We start from the raw sequence: 23906 nt of genomic DNA, 5'->3' as shown, positions 1-23906 counted from the left end.
TATATTCAGCAAACATATGGAATAAAGAATAATAAAAAAATGTTTAAATAAGCATCTAAAAAATGGTTGCTTGGTAGATAAAATGCCCTTGTGAAGAAAAAATTAATGAAGCATTTTAGACAAGCTTAAAAGTATCTACTATTAAGTGCTGCTCTTATAATAGTAAAGTTAGCTTAACCAAACTTAAGTGATACAATCTACAAAAAACATTCACGAAAAAAAACAAAAATTGACTCATTGTTCAAGTACCAGACTTCCAAGTGTAGAAATTCACTGGCCACTGCTAAATGGGTTTCCGGTTTAATTCTTCTTTTTTATCCAGCCTCCGTATCCGCTTGATTCTCCTTGTTTTACTAGCGGTTATTCCGGCATTGGGGCTGATTCTCTACACTGCTTCCGCGCAACGCCGAAGTGCGGCTACTGATGCAAAGGAAAATTTGCTCCGCTTGGCTCAATTTGCTGCTGCTAACCAGGAACAAGCCAATGAAGGTGTACGCCAACTCTTGATGGCTTTGTCTCAATTGCCAGAAATACGGAACGGTAACACAGAGCTATGCGAGCGATTGCTTGCTAACTTACTCAAGCAGTACCGTGCTTATGCGGGTTTTGGAGTGATTGATACTAATGGCAATTTAATTTGCAGTGCTCCGAGTACGAACAAAGCCATCAATGCAGCCGATCGCTCTTACTTTCGTTTTGCTAAGAGCACTCGAGCTTTTGCTGTTGGGGAATATCAAATTGGTCGAGCCACAAAGAAAGCATCCATCAACTTTAGCTATCCACTTTTAGATGGAGACGGAAAAGTCAAAGCCGTGGTCTTTGCAGCCTGGGATCTTGCTTGGCTAAATAAATTGGCAGCCAAAGCACAGTTACCAAAGGGCTCGGTGTTAACAGTCAGCGATCGCAACGGCACCGTGCTAGTCCGCTATCCCGATCCACAAAATTGGGTTGGCAAGCCTCTTGCCGATCGCAATACCATAGAATTCATCCTACAGCAAAAAGAAGGCACAAACGAAGCACGGGGGCTTGATGGCGTTGAACGACTTTATGCCTTTACTGGTGTCAGCAATGCATCTACTAGCCCAGATATATTTATCAGAATTGGTATTCCTCAAGATGTTGCCGTTGCTGAAGCAGACCGACTTTTAGCCCTTAACCTAATTAGCTTGGCAACGGTTACAATTCTTGCTCTGGTAGCCGCTTGGGTTGGAGGAGATTTATTTTTGCTCCGCAAAGTAAAATCACTTGTCACAACAACCGAGCAACTTCGCCAAGGTGAAATGAGCGCACGCACCCATCTCACTTACGAGCCAGGAGAACTCGGTCAATTGGCTCGTGCTTTTGATGAGATGGCAGAAACACTCGAAATACGGGAGCGAGCGATCGCAAAACTCAATCAAGATTTGCAGCATCGGATCGATGAATTGCAAACACTGTTTGAGGTCATTCCAATTGGCATTCTCATTGCTCGCGATCTCACATTTAGCAACGTTCAAGCCAATCCAGCTTTTGCTCAAATTCTGGGATTATCACCCAACATGAATGTATCGAGTACCCCACCTGAAGGTAATCCCCGTCCCTTCTACAAAATTCTTCAGAATGGGAAAGAACTCACAGGTGATGAACTTCCTTTGCGCTATGCTGCAGTACATGGAGTTCCCGTTGAAGGAAAAGTTGTTGATGCCGTGCGCGAAGATGGATCGGTTTCCCATCTCTTTGGTTATGCAGCACCTTTATTTGACGAACAAGGAAAGCCTAGGGGGTCAGTTGCTGCATTTCTAGACATTACCAAGTTACAGCAAACAGAAGCAGCTCTCAAAGCAAGTGAAGAACGCTTGCGGTTTGCTTTAGAAGGAGGTGAAATAGGAACTTGGGACTTTGACATTGCCTCCGGTAAAATTGTTTGGTCAGAGCGATGTAAAATAATGGCTGGATTGGCACCAAAGGATGAAACAAATTATACCGACTTTATAAATGCCATTCATCCAGAAGACCGAGCGCAAATCAACACAGCAGTAGAGCGATCGCTTGCCAATCGAGAAGATTACGACGTTGAGACGCGAATTATCCGCAAAGACGGAGCCGTGCGTTGGATTCGTTCGATTGGTCGCGCTTATCACGATGGACAGGGTAGACCCGTTCGCATGGCTGGTGTTGCATTTGATATTACCGATCGCAAACTAGCAGAGCAACAAAAAGAGCGGTTGTTAGAAAGAGAAAGGGCAGCGCGGGAGGAGGCAGAAAGAGCAAATCGCATTAAAGATGAGTTTTTAGCAGTTTTGTCTCATGAATTGAGATCTCCCCTCAATCCAATTTTAGGATGGACGAAGCTATTGCGATCGCGCAAGTTGGATGAGCAAGCAAGCGAGCGAGCGTTGGAAACTATTGAGCGGAATGCCAAATTACAAACTCAACTGATTGAAGACTTGTTGGATGTTTCGCGTATTTTGCGAGGTAAATTGGTTTTAAATGCCAGTCCGGTGAATTTAATCACAGTTATTCAAGGAGCATTAGAAACTGTTCGGTTAGCAGCTCAAGCAAAACATATTGAGATTCAAACTATACTCGACTCTGAGTTAGGGAGAGTGATTGGCGATGGGAATCGCTTGCAGCAAGTGGTTTGGAACTTACTATCTAATGCAATCAAGTTTACTCCACCGGGAGGAACGGTAGAAGTTCGGTTAGAACAGGTGGATAATTACGCTCAGATTCAAGTGAAAGATAATGGCAAGGGCATCAGCCCGCAATTTCTCCCCCACGTATTCGAGTATTTTTTACAAGAAGACAGTCAAACAACACGTAAATTTGGCGGGCTGGGATTGGGATTAGCCATTGTTCGGCATCTCACAGAATTACAAGGTGGCACAGTTTTTGCGGAAAGTCCGGGAGAAAACCTAGGAGCGACTTTCACAGTCAGATTACCTCTTTTGGAGGACACTCAGGAACTCTATGACTCGTGTAAAGATGCCCTATTGCACGTCTCTACAACTCACCAGCTGCCATTATCTGGGTTGCAAATTCTGGTGGTAGATGATGAAGCTGATATGCGAGAGTTGGTAGTGGCAATTCTGACACAATCTGGGGCAGAGGTGAAAGTTGTCGCATCAGCAGTAGAGGCATTGTTGGCTCTTGATGATTTTAAGGCAGATATTTTAGTCAGTGATATTGGAATGCCACAAATTGACGGCTATATGCTTATGCGCCAGGTAAGAAATCGATCGCCAGAGCAGGGAGGCCAAATTCCAGCAATTGCCCTGACCGCTTATGCAGGAGAAATAAACCAACAGCAAGCACTAGCGGCTGGATTTCAACAACACATTTCTAAACCTGTTGACCCAGAAGAACTTGTTCAAGCGATCGCGCTCTTAGTGGGGAAAGTTTAGCCATCATTTTCCTGCAACAAATTATGTTCTAACAGTTTCAAGACTCCCACTTCTTCCGGTCGTAAAGAATGAGGTGAATCGGACTGGTACTCTGCTGATGCATTTTCTAAAAACGGGAACAAAGAATTGTCCGTATAAGCTTCAATCACCGCAGGATGAACGTAATATTTACGACAGGTAGCAGGACGATTGCCAAGATGTTCTGCTACATTTTTGATAGCCTGGGTAACATTCTTCTTGGCTTGTGTTTGTGATGAGACTTGCCCCATGTCGTAAAATTCCTGTGCTGCTAAAACAGTACCTGCCCAAGTCCGAAAATCTTTGGCAGTAAACTCTAAACCTGTGATTTCACGTAGATAGTCGTTAATATCACTAGAGTCAATGGGTTGGCGGTGACCTTCATCATCTAAGTACTGGAATAATTCTTGTCCGGGAATATCTTGGCAGGTTTTGACAATTTTTGCCAAACGGCGATCGCGAAATTCGATATCATGTTCTACTCCGCTTTTTCCTCGGAATTTAAATCGGATTGTTGAACCTGAAATATCAACGTGGCGATCGCGCATTGTCGTTAAACCAAAAGATTTATTCGTTTGGGCATACTCTTCATTGCCAACACGAATTTTGGTAACTTCTAAAAGTTTGACGACTGTTGCCAGTACCTTTTGTCTTGGGACACCTTTAAGCGCCATATCCTCTTCAACTCGCTTGCGGATATTGGGCAAAGCTTCCCCAAAAACAATCATGCGATTAAATTTTGTTTGACTGCGGGTTTGTCGCCAATTTTTATGATATCGGTACTGCTTTCGTCCTTTTGCATCACGTCCTGTTGCTTGTAAGTGTCCGTTAGGGGATGGACAAATCCAGACATCAGTCCAAGCGGGAGGTATAACCAGAGATTTAAAGCGGTTCAACTCCTGTTCATCGCAAATTTTTGACCCATGAATATCGATGTAGCAAAACTCTTCGTCTACGCGTTGACGTTGAATTCCCGGAACATCATCGCTAACGTAGTGTAACCCCACTATCTTTGCTGATTGAATAGGGTCAATTTGAAGCGCAGCTTCAACAACATTTTCAATAACTTCCTTTTGAAGTATGGATTCCATAAGTGGAAAAATACCTGTTCTAGGATGAGCGATCGTACAGCACATTAAATGTATATTTTTAAACTTAACCAATTCTTACTCAACTAAAATCTATATAAAAGCAGAGTTATTAAAGCTGTAAGTAATAAAGGTATTTGATTCACGGTAGGGTGGTTGCTGTTCCTCAATATCGAACGGCTGGTATTGCCCACCCAACTCGCTTTTTTTACGATAAAAAATTTAGAAATATATCCTGTTCGCTTGTTGATGCCATTGAAGACCCTTATTATCTCTATTTCCTCATTGTCTTCATTTTAAGTAGCCGTTATGAACTGCGTACACTAGGGCAAATGAATTGTTTTTTATACTAAACCATGCATTTGTGTAACTCATTGCTCTGTTACCTATAGAAGCCAATTTGAGGATTGCCCTACTTCTTTTCTGAGGTTCTTTTATATGTGTAGTTTGTTTCGCAGCTCATCAGTCAGCCGTATAATAATAGCTTTTGGAATGGCAGTCGCTACAGCATCTCCTGTCATGATGTCGCTCCCAGTTTCAGCGCAAAATGCTGTCCCAACTCTTCTGAGTTCAACATCAAAAACGACTTTTTCTGACATTAAAGCCGATTATTGGGCGCGTCCATTTATTCAAGCCATCGTTGAGAGAAATATTATAGATGGTTTTGCAGATGGTACTTTTCGACCCGATCGACCTGTCAAACGCGCAGAGTTTGCAGTTATGCTTCAAAAAGCGTTTGAGCAAAAGCGGATTCGACAGTTAAACGCTAGCGGCTTTAAAGACGTTCCTTCCAACTACTGGGCTGCTTCTGCAATTAAGGAAGCATACGAAACAGGATTTATGCCCGGTTATCCAGCAAACTTGTTTCTTCCCAAACAGGAAGTTGGTAAGTTTGAAGCAATTGCTGCTTTGGCAAATGGTTTGGGCTTGACAGCAACTGCTCCTGCATCAAATATTCTCAATGGGTATTACACTGACGCTCCAATCATTCCTAACTATGCTGCTGATGCCATAGCCGCAGCAACACAAGCCAACTTAGTGGTTAACTATCCCAATGTCAAGCGACTCGATCCACTAGAACCTCTTACTCGTGCTTCTGCAGCAGCACTCCTATACCAAGCATTGGTTTGGCAAGAACGAGTAGAACCACTTCCCAGTAACATCACCACTGCTAATTATGTAGTTGCTCAGGCGGTTAATGCCAGCAGAAACAATCTGACAACTCTTCCTGATGTTGTGACGGTTACTGCATCTGATGCCTCGTTTTCAATTCTAACTTCTTTGTTGAAGACTGCAGGTTTAACAGTGATTTTGCAACACCCAAATAATTCGCTGACTATGTTTGCTCCAACTGATGAAGCGTTTGCTAAATTGCCCGAAGGCACTTTAGAGTGGTTGCAGCAACCAGAAAATAGAGAAACTCTCATTAGAGTTTTGACATATCACGTGATTCCTCGGAAACGCCAAATAAGCGAACTTTCCGAAGGCAAGCTAAAAACTTTTGCAGGCAAAGCTGTCAATATTGAAATCAATTCTCTCACTCATCAAACGATGGTGAATAACGCAAAAATCCTACAGTCTAATATTCAAGCCAGTAATGGGATTATTCATGTTATTAATCAAGTTTTGATTCCACCTAATATTAATTTAAGCCGAAAATAACTTTAATAGGCTTAAAACGGCAGAGGGCGCTCTCAAGAAACAAGCGGTCAGGTTTAGGAATTGGAGATGTGCCCCAATTCCTAAACCTGATTCGCATTTTTCTTATAGATCGTGCTTACATCCCTAGTGGGTGGAGCAGTTGACGTTGATAGCATTTTTAACAGTTATGTGATATACTTTTGACTTAAGATTATATTCGGTTATACAATTTGTTTGTATCTATAATTACAAGTGTCTCTCCGGATCTAAGTCTCTACCTCAATTTGATTCTGGAGATGTTTTATGTCAATTTATGTTGGTAATTTATCTTATGAGATCGCACGAAACGATCTCCAACAAGTTTTTGGTGAGTATGGAACTGTAAAGAGCGTTCAGTTACCTACAGACAGGGAAACAGGTCGTGTACGAGGCTTCGCTTTTGTGGAGATGGAAACAGATGCAGAAGAAACTGCGGCAATTGAAGGTCTTGATGGTGCTGAATGGATGGGTCGTGACCTAAAAGTTAACAAGGCAAAGCCACGTGAAGAGAGAGGTTCATCCTTTGGTGGTGGGGGTAGACGAGGAAACAACAGTGGTGGTGGTGGATACTCTCGACGCTACTAAGCTTTGAGCGTTTTTTGGTTCCTCTTCCAATCTCAATTGTTCAAACAAATGCTGTAATTCTTAACCTTTTTCTACCACTCTAGAGAGAAAATAATCGAGGCGAATAGAATTCGCTGCTATACAAGCAAAGTTGCTCTAGGTATTTCCTTAGGCAGATGTTCTCGTCGCAGGGGCGACACGTTTCGCGTTGCCTTTCTGCAATGCCTGTAAGGGCCATACGCGATGCGAAGCTATGCCCGCAGGGCTGTAGAGCAGGTCTTAGGACGCGGGAAACCCCTCCCTTGTATCTCCTTACGGAGACGCTACGCGATGCGAAGATATACCCGCAAGAGCTATACGCCAGTTGCCAGGGCGCGGGAAACCCGCCTGTAGCACTGGACTCACCGCCTGTAGAAATAGATTCACTACCTACCCAGACCAACGTGAAAATAGGGTTTCAAATTTTCTAGGAGCGAAAGTGATGAAAGAGATTTAAGTATTTTGGGCAGAGTTTTTGTCTGCCCTTTTTGCTTTTTGTTACTCAGTGACCAGCGACGGTTGACGGCAAGCAATGACTAATGGTCAGCCATCAGTCAATTTAGAATTTAGTAGGAGAGAACAGAATGACCCAAATAATTCTAGGCGAGAATGAAGGGATTGAGTCAGCCTTACGTCGATTTAAGCGGGAAGTTTCCAAGGCGGGAATTTTTTCAGACGTCAAGAAACATCGTCATTTTGAAACACCTTTGCAAAAGCACAAGCGTAAAGCTATTGCCAGACACAAACAGCAAAGATATAAAAGGGGTTTTCGTCAACAGTAAGTACCGTGCTTGCAGAAGCTTTTAGCCTTAACTTGAAGCACTAGTATAAAACCGCAGCGCAAACTGCCAGAACCTTGTGGAAACAAAAAACAGTACCAGTGCCAAGATTCCTGCTCCGATCGTGCCAGAGAGTTGGCTTCGTCCGAGCATGGCTTCTGCTGGTATAGTTGTTAAAAATGCAACTGGAACCACAAAGGTAAAGAAAAAGCGGAAAGCTGTAGGATAGGCTACCATCGGATATCTACCAGCTTCCAGTAAACCTCGCAAAACCTCAGTGACGTTATAAATTTTGACAAACCAAATACTAGTTGCTCCTAGCATGAACCACAGGCTGTAAAGAATAACAAAACCAAAGAATAGGGGAATTATGCTCTTGAGATAGTCATCAATTCCGAGACGGAGTTGTTGTCCGGCATAACCAATGATGATGCTGCCAAAAATAACATCTGGCAATCCCCAGGGAGATATAGTATGAGTAGAAAGCCAGAACTGACTGCGAATGGGCTTAAGCAGTACAAAATCTAGCGTCCCTTCTTGTACGTGGCGGACAATTTTGTTGAGATTTGGAGCGAGAAAGGTTGCTGAAAAGCCTTGAAGTAAAGTAAAAATTCCCAAGACTAGCAAAGCTGCTTCCCAAGACCAACCAGCAAAGCGGTAGCCATTTCCATAAAAGAGGAACAGTCCGAAGAGACTACCCACCATGTTACCTAAGCTACTTAGCGCTGCTAAGAGGAAGTTAATGCGGTACTCTAATTCAGCTGCTATGGCAGCAGTCCAAAATAATGTCAGTACTCTTAGGTATCTGTTTATCACGGGTTAAAACGGGTTTTAAAAACACTTAGATATCAATTATCCCAAAATGTGAGGTAAATCTGATTCATCGGTTTCTCGTTCTTTTAAAGTTTCTTCAAAAACTTCCTTTAATAAAATCAGTCCTTCTTCTATTTGCAGAATCTGTTCTTCCGAAAGGTGTTTGAGGAGGTTGGCAATATGAGTGCGAGTTTGTTCGCGAGCTTGTTGAAGGTGATGGTTTCCTGCTTCAGTTAGCTTGAGCACAATCCGCCGTCGTTCCTGAGGATGATCGTTACGATGTACGTAAGCACGCTGTACGAGCCGTTCTATGGTTGCTGATGCTGTAGCGCGAGTTACTCCTAAATGTTCGGCTAAATCGGAAAGTGAAGCACCGGGGTTGCGATCGAGAAATGCTAGTGTCCGAAATTGAGGAACTGACAAAGTTGTAGAGCCCTGAGCACGCATATCTGCTCGAATAGCTCTCATCACCAATGGAATTGTCTCCATTACCTTAGCAGCACATTCTTGAGAAGTGTTTTTTTGAGAAGTTCGCTTTAAACCCATTTGAATAATTAATTTTCTTTAGCGCATCAATATATCATGATGCATATTTGTAACTCTACTCTAGCAATAACCTTATTTTTCCAGCAGTTTTCACCTAAATGAACCAGAGTCTTTCCCTTCCCAGGTAAGCTACGGTGGTATACACATCTTTAGAAACCCCCTAAATTCCCCGATAAATTGGGGAATTAAAGAATTTTCCTCCCTTTTTAAGGGGGGCGAGGGGGGCTCGAAACTGCCAGAAGGCATTTTAGGAGACTTGTTTACACCACGGTAGCCTAGGTAAGAGCAGGCGAGGACGCCCATCCCAATACTTGTCGGAAAGAGCGTTTTTTTCCTCCCCTGCACAAAGGTGCTTCTCTTCCACAACAATCTTCTCAGCCCTTGCAGTATTGTTGTATGCCCCACCCAAATTTAAGATTATCTGAATTATGGGTGGGTTACAAATCGCTAGTTCAACCTCACAATGTTCCTAGCCTTACTGGCAATCTCCAATACTTTAGAATAAGCTTTTTCTTCATACTGCTACTTGTGGATACAATCGTCCTGCAATAACGGTCAAGACAACAACTGCAAATAACAGAACACCAAAATCTAATGCGTACCCATATGTGCTTGTACCGTTTAGCAGCATCGCACCTCTTAACGCATCAACTTGATAGGTTAATGGATTGAGGAATGAAATAACTTGCAACCATTTTGGCATCAACGCAATAGGGTAAATAGCATTACTCGCAAAAAACAAAGGCATGGTTATTAACTGACCGATACCTGTAAAACGTTCTCGTGATTTTACCAGACACGCAATTATGACTGAAAAATTGGAGAAACAAACTGCTCCCAAAACTACAATAAGTACAACTTCCAAAAGAAAAAGGGGATTAAAATTCAAATGGACGCCAAGTAGGGATGCTAGCCCATAAATAATGATGATTTGAGGTATGCTTCGCACTCCACAAGACAACGCTTTTCCCAGTACCAAAGCTGGGCGGGGAGTTGGACTAACTAGGAATTTCTGAACTATTCCCAAGTCTCTCTCCCAAATAATTGCCATCCCACCTGTAAAAATTGCCATGAATAGTACGCTTTGAGCTAAAATTCCGGCAGTCATAAAGTCTATATAGGGCAAATTCCCTGTAGGAATCGCACGAATACGGTTAAAGACTTGCCCAAAAATTAAAAGCCACAAAGTTGGTTGTGCTGTTCGTAAAAATATATCACTGGGATCGTGTAATAGTTTGCGTACTTCTAGTTCAACAAGGATGATTGTCTTATCAATCAGTTCTGAAGTTGCGACTAACAAATTTCCTTGACGAGTATAGCGTCTGTTAGCCCAATCGGCGGGTAGTGCGTCTGGTTCTTGATGTCTCATGGTAGCTTGCTCCTGATGTGAGTCGATCGCCCGTATGGTAAATAAATACGTCATCTAAAGTTGCATTGCTCTTGTCTAAAGAAGCTTTTAGGTCTGTTGGTGTACCCGTGACAACTATTTGACCTTGATGGATAATTGCAACGCGATGACACAAACGATCGGCTTCTTCTAAAAAGTGGGTTGTTAAAAGTACGGTAGTGCCATAATTGTTTCGGAGTTCTTGTATGAGTTCCCAAACTTGAGTCCGGGCTATGGGGTCTAACCCTACCGTTGGTTCATCAAGAAACAGAATTTGCGGTTGATGCAGGATGGATTGAGCAATCTCTAACTTGCGAATCATTCCTCCAGAGTAATTTCTTACAAGTCTGTGGGCTACATCTTGTAAACCCATAAAAGTCAGTACGTCTTTGATGAAATGTTCTCTTTTGCTGCGGGGAATGTCATACAGCTTGGCAAACATCAATAGATTTTCGTAACCTGTTAAACTACCATCAGCAGACAGGGCTTGAGGAACGTAGCCAATGACACGCCTCACTAACGGTGCTTGTCGCGCTACATCCAATCCTGCGATCGCAGCTTGTCCGGATGTTGGGGGTAATAAAGTTGTCAGCATTTTAATGACCGTACTCTTTCCCGCACCATTCGGTCCAAGCAACCCAAACACTTCACCCGCTTCAACAGTGAAACTTAAACCATTGACTGCGGTGAATTTCCCAAATTTGCGAGTCAAAGCGCGTACTTCCAAAGCTATGTTTTGCTCGGATAAAGGCGGTAGCCACCGCTCTGTTCTTCCTATCAGTTCAGCCACAAATGAGATTCCCTAATTTAGTTAGTTAACCTAACAATTAGTATTACATATGTTTTTTCAAACGAAAAGTTCTCTTGGGTTAAATCTTTCAAAATGCAAGCAAGATGATGGTTTCGCCTTTCCAGACAATCTAGATGAAAAAAGTGAAGTAGGGTTAGCATTGCCAACCCTACGCCTTTTATTAACAAGTTCTAAAATTTTTAAGATTTTTTTCGCACTAGCAAAACTGACTTGACAGGTCGTTTTACGAAATTTCCTTCTGAATCAAATTTTCCAAAGAAAGTTTTGCCATTGTAATACAGAGAAGAAGAACTACCTCCATCTAAATTCATCGCTTTTTCCGCACCCAAACTTTTCATAAAATCTGCAAGTGCGGGTAATGATATTCCAGATAGAGAAGCTTTTGGTTGTTGAGAAATGGTGACCAAAATAATGGTACCGTCTCGGGTAATACCTACAGCACTTCTAGCATTAAGTTGAGTACTACCCAAAGCATCGCGGGATTTGGCTTCATCTACAAAGCCTTCTTGTACCAAAGTTAAATCCGGTAATAGCTTCGGTCCACCACCCAAAGCATCAACTAACTGACAACCAACAGGGAGTGGATCGTTGTGAAAAGCAATATCATAACGGGCTGTACTATTTGCCTTTGAGTTCTCGCCTAAAGCAGTATTGCACGCATAACGTCTGAATTCTGTACGATTAAAAATTTGATTGAGATACGATTGTAAATCGGGATTGTTTGCGAGGCGTTCGTTTTCTCTCGGATTGGCAACCAGCTTGCCTTGTAGAACAATATTTGATGTTGTTTTTTGATTCTTTGGATCGAAAAAACCACCGTTAATGGTAGCGATCGCTTGATACTTCCGGGCAAATGTTTCGAGAGTTTCTAAGTTTTGCGATACTGCAGGTGTGACTAAAAAATCACTTTGAGAAGGAACAAATATAATATGGGCTTCGCCCTGCTTGAGAACGCGCCTTTCATACCTAATAGTTTTTTCTGTAAGAGCTATTTTATTTGTTACTTTTGTACTACTTAAAACGGAGTTTTGTGAGGAACGCCAAAAAAGTATCATTAATATGCCCATACTGGCTAGCATTCCTAAAAACCACCAGATTTTTCTCATAACATATCCAGTAAAAAAGGAGCGATCTCCTCAATATTTAGCAAATGTTGAACGGCATTCAAAGATACTGCTTCTTTGACCATACCAAACATGGCGTTTTCATTTTGGGCTAGTGTAATACCGCCTGCTTGAGAAATTGCTTGCAAGCCTGCGGCTCCATCATTCCCAATCCCAGATAATAACACACCTGCTGTCGCTCTACCATAATAATTAGCGACAGATTTAAATGTTACTGTAATCGCAGGACAATGTTTTTCTCCCAGTAAAGGTTTTGCATAAATAAATGCACCTTGAGAATCCAATTCCAAGTGATTCTTTTCTGGTGCAAAATAAATGGTTCTTGGTAACGGAAACTCCCCAACTTCAGCAACTTTTACTCGCAGCCCACACTCTGATGACAACCATTTGACCAATCCTGACAACACACCTTCACCCACGTGCAGAACACAAATTACGGGTAGTGGAAAATCAGACGGGAGTTGGTTGAGAATCTTTTGAATTGTTTGCAAACTCCCGGTAGAACCCCCAAGGCTGATAATTTGGATGCGAGACGTTGCGATCGCTCTTGGTGAGTTCGTTTGAAAAACCGATTCAGAGGTTGTCAATTGACCGACAGTAGGAAGCTGTTTGTATTCCCGTTTGGGAATTAATTTCATGTTAGAAAGCACTTTTATCTTAGCAATCAACGCCGACTTAAGTTTTTCATAATCAGTAGGCGAATTGCTTGCAGGTTTGGGAAAAACATCTACTGCACCAGCTTGTAACAATCGGAAAACATTGTCAATGTCTGTTTTCTGCACGTAATTGCTAATTACTAGAATAGGTCGTGGATTTTCAGCCATAACGCGCCGAGTTAATTCCAACCCATCCATATTTTCCATCAACAAATCGGTACAAATGACATCTGGCTGAGTTTTAATAATAACTGCCAAGCCCTCTTCACCATTCCGCGCCGTACCAACCACATCTATTTCTGATGAGGAATTTAGCATTCGTTGAAGAATTTCTAAAGCAATGGGAGAATCTTCAATTAAAACAACTTTTTTTTTCAAGGAATACATTTATATTAATCTCCTCAAGATATCTAAAAATTCTCCCTGTTCAAATTGTCCTTTAGTAATGTATGCATTTGCTCCTACTTTTTCACCTTGCAGTTTGTCCTGTTCGGTTGCTAAAGTAGTGACGAGAATAACAGGTAATTCTTGATATTCTGCTAAGTCGCGAATTTTCATAGTAAACTCAAATCCATCAAGGTTTGGCATTTGGACATCTGAAACAACAGCATCAAATTGGCTTTCACTCAGTTTTTCAAAACCATCTTGACCATCTACAGCCACTATAACTTCATAACCAGCTGCTTCTAAAATCCGTCTCATTTGAGTCCGGATAGGAACTGAATCTTCGACTAGTAAAATCCTCTTTTTAATTTGTGCGATTTCAGCTAGTTCTCTAACTGTAATGGAGACAACTGTCTTTTTAGCAGATTTAAATAAATCTGTCGGGCTCAACACCATACAAACATCTCCAGTCGGCAGAATAGTTGCTCCAGCAATATTACACACTCGTTTTAGCAAACTACTTTGTGGCTTTAAAACAATTTCTTGTAATTCCGCAACGTTATCTACTAGCAAAGCCAACCGCTCAGAACCAAGTTGTAAGATAACGCATGGAATACTTTTTAAAGCAGCAGTTAACGCTTGTGTTGTTGAGGGAATCTTCACTGGCAAACCGAGTAAATCGGCAAGCCAAATAATAGATACGGGTTGTCCTTGGAAAGAAAAAGTTTGGCTACCTTCAACAGCAAAAATTTCTTGCGGAGAAACCAACAGCATGGTTTCAACAAATTCAATGGGAATCGCATAGGGATTGTGGTTGATCTCTACAATTAAGACGCGAGTTGTTGCAAGTACGCTATTAATCGTAATACGAAATAAACAACCCAAACCGGGTGTAAATTCTACAAGTATCTTTCCCTTTAAACGCTCAACATTTGCACGTACAATATCTAAACCAACTCCTCTACCAGAAATTTCTGTGACTGAGGTGCGGGTGGAGAACCCAGGAACAAAAATCAATGACTGAATTTCAGCCAGGGACATTCTTAAAAGTTCTTCTTCAGTGCAGATACCTCGGTTGACTGCAGCCTGTTTAATGGCTTCAACATCCAATCCGCGCCCATCGTCAGAAACTTCTATGGTTACAGTGTTACCTGTCTGGGTAGCTCGAATCTGAATTGTGGCTGTGGGAAGTTTGCCGACTTGTTGGCGTTCTAAAGGGGTTTCAATACCGTGATCGACTGCATTGCGAAGGAGGTGCAACAGTGGATCTTTCATCTCTTCTAAAATCCGCTTGTCTACACAAGTTTCTCCTCCCTCAATTAGGAGATTGACTTCTTTGTTTTGCTGCTTGGCTAAGTCCCTGACAGTACGAGGGAAGAAATTCAATATTGCTGAGAGTGGTATCAGTCGGACAGAGGTGATGGCTGAATTCAGTTCATCGGATACAGCTTCGAGCTTAGTGCTGGAATCTGTGGTTTTATTTTTAAGGTTGTTTAAATAAATTCCTAATTGCTTGAGGCGGTTTTCCAATAAATCGGAAAACCTGAGCAGTGATTGCTGTTTTGTATCTGGTAGATGCTCTAGTGAATCTTGCAATAATTGACGACTGGCAAAAATTTGCCGATTTAAATCTTCCCATAAGGTTGTGATTTCTTCTAAATCGGCGAGTTGGTTGGCAATTTGACCTTTGGTGACAACTAATTCACCTACGTAAGTTAATAGTTTATCGAGTCTTTCAGATTCAACACGGATTGTATCAATCTGGTCATCAATCAGTTCTGTTGGTTCATTGGGGTGAATTGCGTCTGTGGAGACAGAGGGCTGTTCCACTCTGGTGTGGGTTGGTTTGGTATCGTGGGAATCGGTTGTTGTTTCTTGAATTTCCGAATAGGTATCATCAGGCTCAACTTTCATAAGTTGGGCGAGGACATGGAAGACGCTGACTCCCGCTGGTTGACCGGTAATGGCTTCATGGGCAATTTTACGGACAGCATCTATCCCTTGATAAAGACAATCAAACAGCTGAGGTGTTAGAACTTGTTCGCCTCGCTTGACGGTTCCCAAAATTTCTTCCATTTCATGGGTTAGTGTCTCTGCATCTTTGACCCCTAACATCCGGGAATCGCCTTTGAGAGAGTGCATTTCTCGCAATAATCCCTCAAGCTTGGCGTTGTCTTGGGGATTTTTCTCTAGATGTAGCAATGCTGCTTCAATCTTTTGTATGTGTTCTGCGCTCGCTTCTTTGTATAGCGATCGCAACTCTTCATCTTCTATCATCATAGGAATTCCTTCTACCTCAAAGTACAGCCTGAAGATTTTGAGCAGCTTCGTTCAGTTCTTCGGTAGCCACTTTTACTTGAGTAATACCTATGGCTGTTTCTTCTGCTCCGGTGTTGACTGCATTGATTGCAGCGACAACTTGTTGTACTGTAATTGCTTGCTGTTTGGCAGTTTGGGTAATTTGTTGGGTGTTGAGGAACACGTTGTTAACAGCATCAGCAATATTTGTAAATACATCTCCCGTTTCTGCTACTAGCTTAATTCCTTGTGTCGCTTTTTTTGTGCCTTCATCGGTCACCATAATTGTGGAGTTAATCGCTGCTTGGACTTCATTAACTAGAGCATTGATTCGTTCTGCTGACTTTTTACTTTGGTCGGCGAGTTTGCGAATTTCACCCGCCACAACGGCGAAGCCTTTTCCTTGGTCACCTGCGCGTGCTGCTTCAACTCCTGCGTTGAGAGCTAGCATATTTGTTTGATTTGCCAAATCCGCTACGAGATCGGACACTGTGGAAATTTGAGATGTTTGTTCGCTCAAGCGGACAATTTGGTTGGCGATCGCAGTCACCTGGTCTCGCAGTTCTGCAATCCCTTCCACTGTGAGACCAACTGTTTTTGTCCCACCCTCAGCAAGAGTTAAGGCTTGCTTTGCTCTTTGGGCTGATAATTCTGCTTGTTCTGCTGATTGAAGTGCAGACACTCCTAATTCCTGCATTGTGTAAGTTGTTTGACCGACAGAAGCAGATTGCTCAAAAACGATCTGCTCCTGCTTGCTAACAGTAGAAGTAATATCTTTTACAGAAGATGAAACTGAATCTGAAGCATCTTGGATTGCCTTAACAATAGTAGATGCGAGGATATAAGCGATCGCTAAGGAAATAATAACTGTGATGAATGTTCCCAAACCGGCAACAATTTGTACAATAGTTGCTGATTGTTTAACATCTTGAAGCAACACGGCTGTAATTCTTTCCTGCTCCCGTTCAAATTCCGTTTGTAACTCCTCAACTTCCTGTAATAAAGTTCTACTTTTTCCTTGTTGAAATATTTTGATGGCTTCATCTTTCTTGCTAGATTCTATCAAGTTTACAATTTCTTGAGAAAATTGCTCGATCTCATCTCCCAGTCGGCGAATCTGTGTCAATCTTTCTTTTTGTCGTGGAGTCACAGAAATTTTTTCAAGTGACTGAATAGCTTTTTTATATTCAGTTACTGATTCTTTATAGTCTTTGTTCAAGGCTTCAGGAAGGTCATTAAATATCAATAAACCGCGCACAGATCTTTCAAATCTTGAAATACCTAATGTTAATTGAGCAGTTTCTTTATCAGCATTTTTAGCTTCTTCTACTTTTTGAAAAGAGACATCTAAATTTCTATAATTTAAGAAAGCTAACCCGTTAAGTAACATCAATAGTAAAAGTGGAAATGAGTATCCCAATATAATTCTTTCTCTCAGTTTAATTTTGGTAAACATATATTGTATATCCTTATTTTGGTATTTATAGGAAATAGAGATTGCGGTTTAGAAATTAGTGACTAGGAAATCGATGTTCGAGCCATAGTAGCCAATCTAAATTTGTTCATTCACTATTAATCCTCCTTCTGTTAAGATCTTGGGTAAATCTAAAATACGAAGAATTTGGTCTTCAAAAGGAACAAATCCTTGAAGATACTGTAGGGTATCATCAAATGAAGTTACACTTAATGGTAAAATTTCATCCTGTTTGAGCGCAACGACTTCCAAAACTCGATCTACAGGAAACCCAGCAAGAATATCATGGACTTGAAATACAACAGCTTTAGAACCAAGGGTGATGGGAGTAGTCGGAAGATTCAAAACATGACGAATATCGACTAAGGTAATAATCTGTCCTCGCAAATTCATATTACCGAGAATATGTTTTGGACAGCAAGGAATAGGTTTTAAATTTTGAATATTGGTAAACTCTCTCACCAATTCTAAATTCAGACCAAAATATTCATCTCCAAAACTAATGACAGCAAGAGAAATTTTTTCAATCTCAGTCTCCAACCTGACTGTTATGCCTTGAAGTTCTAACGCTCGCTGCTGAAAAATTTTTCTTTCTTCTAAAGTTATGTATGGGCAATAAAGATCGTAAAAATTTGGAACCGAGCTTTCCTCAAGTAACTGATAATTATCTATAAATTTTTCTTCTTCAACAGCTTTTTTTCTGGTATCTAGTTCACTTTCTAAATCCCAAATTAAAGTTAGTAAGTCATCTGGATGACGGATCAACTGCTGAGAGTTAAGCAACCAAACAGCTTGCGAATTGACTTGAATAAATCCAGTTATAACTGAAATAGTGCGATCGGATATATCTCCTTGTAATATAGGTGTTTCGATAAGATTATTATCGACTTCTATCATCTCTAAAATTTCGTGAACTATTATGCCAATTTGTAAGCTTTCCCACTGTATGATGATGAGAAAATCGTTTATATGGCAATTTTTTAGTGAATAACCTAATAGTAAATCGAGATGTAATACGGGGATGAGTTGCTGTTTTAAATAAAAGACTCCAATCAGATCGCTGTTGGTATCGGTAACAGGTATAAGTTCCGGAAGAGGAAAAATTTCTTGAACAAATTCTGCTTCAATACCGTATAGTGAATCGTGGAGCAGGACTGTTAGATATTTACTACTTTGATACATATATAATACCGTTTTAAAAAAAGAAAATACACCCCAAGAGTCCTATAATGAACGGAGCTTCAAAAGCACGAACGTAACAATATGATTTTCCCTAATTTGTTAATAAATTTCACGATTGTACTAAAGAGTTGTATAAAATTCATCTCTATTTAATTCTTTGAATTGATTTACCCATTAAAAAATTTTGCTGGATGTAGTTTGGCTTTTAAAGCCTAAAGCACGAAAACGTGATTCACGAGAGTTTGTTTCAGCAAGCTTTTTTTCTTTAACATATTTATCTACAATTTTTAGTAAGGCTTCTGGTTCAAATGGCTTCGTTAAATAATGGGTAGTACCTGCAATTTGACCTCGAAGTTTATCGGAAAATTTATCTCGTGCTGTTACCATAACAATAGGTAATTGCTTAAATCTAGGAATACTGCGGACTGTGCGACAAAACTCTAATCCGTCAATTTCTGGCATAGTTACATCCAACAGCAAGAGCATAATTGGATGAGTATTCAGCATTTTTAAAGCTTCTACAGCATTGCTTGCAGAGAAAACTTGGTAGTCTTCAACCAACGCTCTCTTAATAAGAGCCTGTACGACTGGGCTGTCGTCAACACTCAAAACAATTGGACGTTCTTGCTCTACAGGAACAGGAACGTCTGGAGTCACAGTTTGAGTTTGGGATGGTGTTAGGAACGTGTTTTCCCTTATAGAAAGCAAATTCGAGGCTGACCACACTTTGTAGCATTGAGCTAGTTCTAGTGGATCTTGATCTAATTCTTCAGCAATATCTATGAGCGATCGCCTACCATCCACCCTCTCAAGTAAGTGTTGCTGTTTGTTATTTTCTATGATGGCTCGCCAACGACCGGACAAAATTTGAGGAATAGCCTCCATACTGGGGACGATTGGAGCCAGAGCATCCCATTTTTTTTGGCGTTCTCCCACTTCTTGAAGCAGCGCGTACCAGTTCAAGGTATGACCATCAGTTCCGTAACTCAGATCGATCTGTAGTGTATTGTCCACCTGCAATTGTCCGGAAAATGAATGGGTTTGTTCCAAGACTTGCGCGACTTGAGTGCGGACGAAGGTTTCAATCTCCTCCCATTTGAATACTCTTATCCGAACGATATGTTCTAACAGTTCTCGAAAAGATAAGGGATTTTGTAACTTTTGCGCGGCGTATCTGACAGCTGTATCCGCCCAGCTACTGCTGCACTTTACCCCAATTTGTCTGGCAAATTCTTGATTGGTGAGAGTTTTTATTCCACCGTAAATAATTTCGCCGTTGTTAAAAACTAAAACACGTTTTCTAGGTTGTTTATCCGGATGAACGAAGGCGCTGATATCAACTAAGCCACTCACTCGCTGACATCGCAGATCTTCAAGCTCATTCTGTAATTCTCCAGCTTGATATTGTATTTTTCTTGACATCATCTAAACCCAATTAGCAGGCATATATTTCAACATCAGATCTAGCAAAGTAAAGGCAGAGCCCAATCTGTGTATAATTTTGTAGATAACCTGCCTGAGCGATCGCCATCGCACAAATTTTGCAACAGTTCCAGATGTCTGAAGTGGAGTACAAGACATAAATTGATACCTACCAATCCTACTTTGTGGGGATAAGCTTTAGCAAATTTAGCTTTCTTGGAACGATAAGAAAGGTAGCTGACCTATTATACTGACAATAACAATGTCTTTAATGCTACTTTCTTTTGAGGTTCAGTGAGCTCGTTTACTTAGCTTGACTAGAGAGATTTCTGGTAGATACACCGGAACTATGTTGAGATGTATTGTAACAATTGAGATGCACCAAGTCTGGACTTCTTAACAAAGGCTTTTCTTAGAGCGACGGTCTTTACTATATCCTTAACTATAAAGAGAGGTTATGCATAAAACTTAACTGCATATTATCTCGCATATTCAAAGCTACCAGACAAAGTGCCAAAAAGCAAGAGCAAGCTCCACGTGCCTTTCGCGAAGCTCACACGCAACAGCTTATTTGTAAAATTTCTCCGAACTTAGTATATAGGATAATGTCACTTATTTCACTAAACTTTCCTAGTTGAGGAAAAACAGAATTGGGCTGTACACCACACAAAATTCCTCTGTATCATTTCTAAAGTTTGTCCTTTTGCTCTGCTCGCAGATAAACATATTAAATTATCATAATCATTACAAAAAAAGAGTGAGCGTTTTTGATGAGATCCTTGACTTTTTGAACAAGTTTAAGACTGACGCACTCTACAAGGAAACAATGATATGCACTAATTAAACTGCAACCTTGACAGGTTTTTGTTCAAAATAAATTTACAAAATGCTCACCTATTTCCCATATTTTATACTTATTCTCAAATTAAAAGTTCTACTTAGATCGAAGTAATGCATCTGAAAAACGCTTTAAAGCAAAAGTTTCACCTAATGCACGTAATTATTTTTTGGACAATGCAGAAGTTATAAAGCCAAAAATTTTACATAAGCATACGAGGAAATTTCATATGGCTCGCGTACACATAGCGCTTTGCATCTCAATGAGGTAAACCCCTCCCCAACCCAGACATTGGTATCCGGATAGGTACTCGGTTCGGGTGGCTAGGGTATTGCTGTACTCGTCCAGTAGAAATCTGCTGTAATTATTTGCTTTGAACAGTTTCTATACTATTACGAACATCTTGACAAGGAGTTAAAATTACACTTTTCAATAACCTTTAGTAGCTTTTTTGGCTTATGACTTATTTATTACTTTAGATCGATGATAGCTATCAAATTCGCTTACTCTCTCATTTTTAGCTTGATTTTAAGCTGTTAAAAACGAATTGCAAACTTAGAAAAGTCAACAAATCATAACATTGTGACAAGATTACTTAAAATAAAAGTTATTTTTATTACTTTCAAAAAGTATCATATCTAATATTTTGTGAAACTCATTAAGATTTAACTTATAACGAAATTTTGAATAGTGTAAAACGCGGAAATAACGTAATCTCAAGGGAATTTGATAGCAAAAGAAGCGAAAATTGCCTTCTGTACTTCCATCCTTGAATAGCCAAAATCCTAAGAAATGGTATGAGGAAGCTCTTTTCATTGAAATATTTTAGACAATGTAATATTTATATATTTGTTCTGACAAAAAATCAGTAAAATTCCCAATCCGCTTTTTTAATATTTATTAAAAGATAATTTTTGGGATGATAAAAATATATTCATTTATGAGAATAAAAATAGTTTTCATATCAGAAAAGAATAGTAATTTTTACTAACAATTAAGTCAAATCTATTTCTATTAGATGAAGTATGTAGCAAGCTCAGATTAGATATTCTGCAAGATTTTTTTAGCAATTATTTATTGCTATTAAGTCAGTAAATTTCATGCTTAATATATGTATGAGGGAATTTCTAAATAGCCATTCTAAATAAGTCATAAAGAGGAGTTTATGATTCTAAGTGACAAACTTTCAATTTGGAAAGCAAATGAGTATAACTTCAATATTTTTGAAGATTCCAAAATTAATCTCGATCGCGTAACACTAAAGATTGATAAAGTTGTAGAAATGTCTGAACAAGATCAACAGAAGCTGTTTGAGACATTCAATAAGTTTAAGTTTGTCATACTAGAATGCGATCCTTCTCCCAATCCTCAAGAGAATTTATTAGCTTTAGGGAAGTTTTTTGGTTCTGTTAAGAGACACCAACGTTCCGATCGAAATGGTATTGTTCCAGTTGAAAATCTAGGCAAATTAGCTCCTGAAGATCAGATTTCTGCTACCAATCGACTGCATCCAATACATACAGACGGTTCATTTGACATGGACCCCCCTAAGGTAGTTGCCATGCAGTGCGAGATCCCATCTAAACATGGCGGATTGTCTCAAATTGTTTACGGTCAGGATGTCTATGAGTATTTACTAGAAAATTATGTTCAAGAGTTGTATAAGCTGTTTGCCAATCCATTAACCATCACAAGAGGCGAACGAACAGCTACACGACCAATATTTGTTGAAAAAGAAGGCAGAATATCGATTGCATTCCGATCTGATTCAGTTATTTCAGTAGAAATGAATTTTCAAATAGAAAAAGGTTTTAGAGTTATTAAAAATTACGTTAACGAGCCGAAAAATCAATTAATTTTTAAACTTAAAGCCAATCAAATTTTGTTGATTGAAAATAATAGTGTCTTACATGGAAGAACTTCTTTTCCAGATAATGAAGTTCGTAAAATAAATAGACTGTGGTTTGATGGAGTTTCGGAATATGCTCAATACCTAAAATTTGGATTTCTTCCTAAGACTAAAATTTAGATTTTGAAAGACTCTAAGAAAAAGCATCTACATTGGTTCAAAAACTATGACCTTTCCTGAGAATTACTTCATCATATTCATTCTTGCGATCGTTTCTTTTATTCTGAGCTATTTTGGCGCTTCAGTAGGTCTAGTTCTGGGTAATATCCGGCTTCCTTTGCTTGTATATGCTTTACAAGCATCCACCAGTTCAATCGGTATTGCAACGGGTACAAACCTAGCAACTTCTGCTATGGGATCGATCGCAGGCACTTATTGTCATATTAGAGAAGGTCGTGTCAATTTTCGATTGTTATGGGCGATTGGTATACCTTCAGGGCTTGGTGCTTTTATCAGTATGCTTACCTTTGCTCGTATGGAAGCATATTGGGCAAAAATTCTTATAGGAATTATACTTATTTACTCCAGCTTTCAAATAGCTAAGAATCAAAAAACAAATTTAGTTGGAAAACAGCATTCTACTCAACAAAGTTTATTACTTGAGGTAGCAATTGGGGTTGTCTTGGGATTGCTATCCGGTGCTGTAGGCTTAGCGCTTGGTAGTATGAGATTGCCCGCAATGATTCGAGTTTTGGGTATCGATCCAAAGGATGCCGTAGGAACCAATTTGGCAATTAACCTTATTACTGCCAGTATTGGTGCAGTCACCAGTATTTTGACTTTAGGCGTTCATTTACCACTTCTTTTATTTCTCGTACCAGCAACTATACTAGGCTCATACTTAGGAGCACGTTCTGTGAAAAAGATCGATACGTCAAAGCTTCGTAAGCTAATTGCTTGGGCTTTGGCTGCTACGGGAACGTTTATGATTGTTGAAAGTTTGCACTAATTTGTGTTGATTGTATTAAGTTTCCCAAAGAAAATCAGAATACGCCTGCCTTCTTATACCTTCATAGTCTTGCCTTCTTAAGGAGAAAAAAATGGAAGATAATAACAAAGTTTTTCACGTAGCTATTCCTTGTAAAGATTTAGATGAAGCTGAAAATTTCTATGTGACAAAACTGAGGTGTAAATTGGGGCGAAAGTACTCAGATAGAATAACTTTAAACTTCTTTAGTTCTCAGTTAGTGTGTCATCTATATCCCGAACAAGTTGATTCGATGCCACAAATGTATCCAAGGCATTTTGGCGTCATTTTCCAAAATAAAGAAGATTTTAATACGGTCTTGGAATTAGCCAAACAACACAATCTTGAATTTGTTCAAGAAGTAACGAGAAAACGTCAACAAGAAGCAGCAGACCAGTTGAATTTCTATTTAAAAGATCCATCTAATAACGTTATTCAGTTTAAATTGTTTCTAAAAGCGGAGATGGTTTATTAAGCTTTTTAGGATATTCACGGAGTTCGCAAGTTCTATTGAAGTCAAAAATTACCGATGACGAATTATTAA

At 40.1% G+C, this 23906-nt stretch carries 19 protein-coding genes; 7 read left to right on the top strand and 12 right to left on the bottom strand.

The features are described from left to right. Nucleotides 1–287 precede the first annotated feature (287 nt). Nucleotides 288–3383: an ATP-binding protein gene (locus tag AB0756_RS05270; protein WP_063779543.1), complete on the top strand. Its 3096-nt coding sequence runs from the start codon at nt 288–290 to the stop codon at nt 3381–3383. On the opposite strand, the gene AB0756_RS05265 is transcribed toward AB0756_RS05270, so the two are convergent. Then, a complete protein-coding gene (locus AB0756_RS05265) occupies nt 3380–4492 on the bottom strand; it encodes a DNA topoisomerase IB (RefSeq protein WP_038072287.1) in 1113 nt (370 codons plus the stop codon). The two genes, AB0756_RS05270 and AB0756_RS05265, sit on opposite strands and share 4 nt — an antisense overlap. 489 nt (nt 4493–4981) lie before the next feature. On the opposite strand from AB0756_RS05265, the gene AB0756_RS05260 reads away from it, so the two are divergent. The 3 genes from AB0756_RS05260 (at nt 4982) to rpsU (ending at nt 7554) form a co-directional block, all read left to right on the top strand. Continuing rightward, nucleotides 4982–6151, top strand: a complete 1170-nt coding sequence (locus tag AB0756_RS05260) for a fasciclin domain-containing protein (protein WP_050046298.1) — start codon at nt 4982–4984, stop codon at nt 6149–6151. 282 nt (nt 6152–6433) lie between these two features. Then, nucleotides 6434–6754: an RNA recognition motif domain-containing protein gene (locus AB0756_RS05255; RefSeq protein WP_038072284.1), complete on the top strand. Its 321-nt coding sequence runs from the start codon at nt 6434–6436 to the stop codon at nt 6752–6754. A gap of 602 nt (nt 6755–7356) precedes the next feature. After that, the gene (gene rpsU, locus AB0756_RS05250; RefSeq protein WP_038072281.1) at nt 7357–7554 is read left to right on the top strand and encodes a 30S ribosomal protein S21; all 198 of its coding nucleotides are present in this window, start codon (nt 7357–7359) and stop codon (nt 7552–7554) included. A 27-nt stretch (nt 7555–7581) separates the two neighbouring features. Here the strand turns inward: rpsU and AB0756_RS05245 are convergent, their stop codons facing one another. The 11 genes from AB0756_RS05245 to AB0756_RS05195 all read right to left on the bottom strand — a co-directional run bounded on the left by AB0756_RS05245 (nt 7582) and on the right by AB0756_RS05195 (nt 19807). Then, complete coding sequence (locus AB0756_RS05245) at nt 7582–8364, bottom strand: ABC transporter permease (protein WP_038072330.1); 783 nt, start codon at nt 8362–8364, stop codon at nt 7582–7584. Nucleotides 8365–8403: 39 nt separating this feature from the next. After that, nucleotides 8404–8910: a MarR family winged helix-turn-helix transcriptional regulator gene (locus AB0756_RS05240; RefSeq protein ID WP_038072278.1), complete on the bottom strand. Its 507-nt coding sequence runs from the start codon at nt 8908–8910 to the stop codon at nt 8404–8406. Between the two features lie 514 nt (nt 8911–9424). Continuing rightward, nucleotides 9425–10279 (bottom strand): ABC transporter permease, encoded by an 855-nt coding sequence (locus AB0756_RS05235; RefSeq protein ID WP_038072275.1) that lies wholly within the window; start codon nt 10277–10279, stop codon nt 9425–9427. Continuing rightward, nucleotides 10236–11087: an ABC transporter ATP-binding protein gene (locus AB0756_RS05230; RefSeq protein ID WP_038072272.1), complete on the bottom strand. Its 852-nt coding sequence runs from the start codon at nt 11085–11087 to the stop codon at nt 10236–10238. Before AB0756_RS05230 ends, AB0756_RS05235 begins: the two co-directional genes overlap by 44 nt. 200 nt (nt 11088–11287) lie before the next feature. Beyond that, on the bottom strand, nt 11288–12214 hold the full coding sequence (locus tag AB0756_RS05225; protein ID WP_038072270.1) for a phosphodiester glycosidase family protein: 927 nt from the start codon (nt 12212–12214) through the stop codon (nt 11288–11290). Next, entirely contained in the window at nt 12211–13275 is a 1065-nt protein-coding gene (locus tag AB0756_RS05220; RefSeq protein ID WP_038072268.1) for a chemotaxis protein CheB, read from the bottom strand. Before AB0756_RS05220 ends, AB0756_RS05225 begins: the two co-directional genes overlap by 4 nt. Beyond that, nucleotides 13276–15552: a hybrid sensor histidine kinase/response regulator gene (locus tag AB0756_RS05215; RefSeq protein WP_038072266.1), complete on the bottom strand. Its 2277-nt coding sequence runs from the start codon at nt 15550–15552 to the stop codon at nt 13276–13278. A gap of 16 nt (nt 15553–15568) precedes the next feature. Next, a complete protein-coding gene (locus AB0756_RS05210) occupies nt 15569–17026 on the bottom strand; it encodes a methyl-accepting chemotaxis protein (protein ID WP_038072263.1) in 1458 nt (485 codons plus the stop codon). Between the two features lie 96 nt (nt 17027–17122). Next, nucleotides 17123–18226 (bottom strand): chemotaxis protein CheW, encoded by a 1104-nt coding sequence (locus tag AB0756_RS05205; protein ID WP_038072260.1) that lies wholly within the window; start codon nt 18224–18226, stop codon nt 17123–17125. Between the two features lie 174 nt (nt 18227–18400). Continuing rightward, the gene (locus tag AB0756_RS05200) at nt 18401–19651 is read right to left on the bottom strand and encodes a response regulator (RefSeq protein ID WP_237265853.1); all 1251 of its coding nucleotides are present in this window, start codon (nt 19649–19651) and stop codon (nt 18401–18403) included. Beyond that, nucleotides 19652–19807 (bottom strand): hypothetical protein, encoded by a 156-nt coding sequence (locus AB0756_RS05195; protein WP_153021520.1) that lies wholly within the window; start codon nt 19805–19807, stop codon nt 19652–19654. Nucleotides 19808–21651: 1844 nt separating this feature from the next. Between AB0756_RS05195 and AB0756_RS05190 the strand changes: the two genes are divergently transcribed. The 3 genes from AB0756_RS05190 to AB0756_RS05180 all read left to right on the top strand — a co-directional run bounded on the left by AB0756_RS05190 (nt 21652) and on the right by AB0756_RS05180 (nt 23837). Further along, nucleotides 21652–22515: a TauD/TfdA family dioxygenase gene (locus tag AB0756_RS05190; protein WP_167844636.1), complete on the top strand. Its 864-nt coding sequence runs from the start codon at nt 21652–21654 to the stop codon at nt 22513–22515. Nucleotides 22516–22561: 46 nt separating this feature from the next. Next, nucleotides 22562–23344 (top strand): sulfite exporter TauE/SafE family protein, encoded by a 783-nt coding sequence (locus AB0756_RS05185; protein WP_050046296.1) that lies wholly within the window; start codon nt 22562–22564, stop codon nt 23342–23344. Between the two features lie 91 nt (nt 23345–23435). Then, entirely contained in the window at nt 23436–23837 is a 402-nt protein-coding gene (locus AB0756_RS05180) for a VOC family protein (RefSeq protein WP_038072254.1), read from the top strand. Nucleotides 23838–23906: the final 69 nt, after the last annotated feature.

The organism is Tolypothrix campylonemoides VB511288_2 (genome assembly GCF_045999855.1).
Lineage (GTDB): Bacteria > Cyanobacteriota > Cyanobacteriia > Cyanobacteriales > Nostocaceae > Scytonema > Scytonema bouteillei_A.
The sequence above is the reverse complement of the archived record's forward strand: the minus strand, read 5'-3'. Positions and strand labels throughout refer to the sequence as shown.

Coding starts and splice junctions, on each gene's coding strand:
- AB0756_RS05260 (WP_050046298.1), top strand. CDS start 4,982: ATGGCAGTCGCTACAGCATCTCCTGTCATGATGTCGCTCCCAGTTTCA.
- AB0756_RS05215 (WP_038072266.1), bottom strand. CDS start 15,552: ATGATGATAGAAGATGAAGAGTTGCGATCGCTATACAAAGAAGCGAGC.
- AB0756_RS05240 (WP_038072278.1), bottom strand. CDS start 8,910: ATGGGTTTAAAGCGAACTTCTCAAAAAAACACTTCTCAAGAATGTGCT.
- AB0756_RS05205 (WP_038072260.1), bottom strand. CDS start 18,226: ATGTATCAAAGTAGTAAATATCTAACAGTCCTGCTCCACGATTCACTA.
- AB0756_RS05185 (WP_050046296.1), top strand. CDS start 22,562: ATGACCTTTCCTGAGAATTACTTCATCATATTCATTCTTGCGATCGTT.
- AB0756_RS05225 (WP_038072270.1), bottom strand. CDS start 12,214: ATGAGAAAAATCTGGTGGTTTTTAGGAATGCTAGCCAGTATGGGCATA.
- AB0756_RS05200 (WP_237265853.1), bottom strand. CDS start 19,651: ATGATGTCAAGAAAAATACAATATCAAGCTGGAGAATTACAGAATGAG.
- AB0756_RS05220 (WP_038072268.1), bottom strand. CDS start 13,275: ATGTATTCCTTGAAAAAAAAAGTTGTTTTAATTGAAGATTCTCCCATT.
- AB0756_RS05180 (WP_038072254.1), top strand. CDS start 23,436: ATGGAAGATAATAACAAAGTTTTTCACGTAGCTATTCCTTGTAAAGAT.
- AB0756_RS05195 (WP_153021520.1), bottom strand. CDS start 19,807: ATGTCTTGTACTCCACTTCAGACATCTGGAACTGTTGCAAAATTTGTG.
- AB0756_RS05270 (WP_063779543.1), top strand. CDS start 288: ATGGGTTTCCGGTTTAATTCTTCTTTTTTATCCAGCCTCCGTATCCGC.
- AB0756_RS05210 (WP_038072263.1), bottom strand. CDS start 17,026: ATGTTTACCAAAATTAAACTGAGAGAAAGAATTATATTGGGATACTCA.
- rpsU (WP_038072281.1), top strand. CDS start 7,357: ATGACCCAAATAATTCTAGGCGAGAATGAAGGGATTGAGTCAGCCTTA.
- AB0756_RS05255 (WP_038072284.1), top strand. CDS start 6,434: ATGTCAATTTATGTTGGTAATTTATCTTATGAGATCGCACGAAACGAT.
- AB0756_RS05265 (WP_038072287.1), bottom strand. CDS start 4,492: ATGGAATCCATACTTCAAAAGGAAGTTATTGAAAATGTTGTTGAAGCT.
- AB0756_RS05235 (WP_038072275.1), bottom strand. CDS start 10,279: ATGAGACATCAAGAACCAGACGCACTACCCGCCGATTGGGCTAACAGA.
- AB0756_RS05190 (WP_167844636.1), top strand. CDS start 21,652: ATGATTCTAAGTGACAAACTTTCAATTTGGAAAGCAAATGAGTATAAC.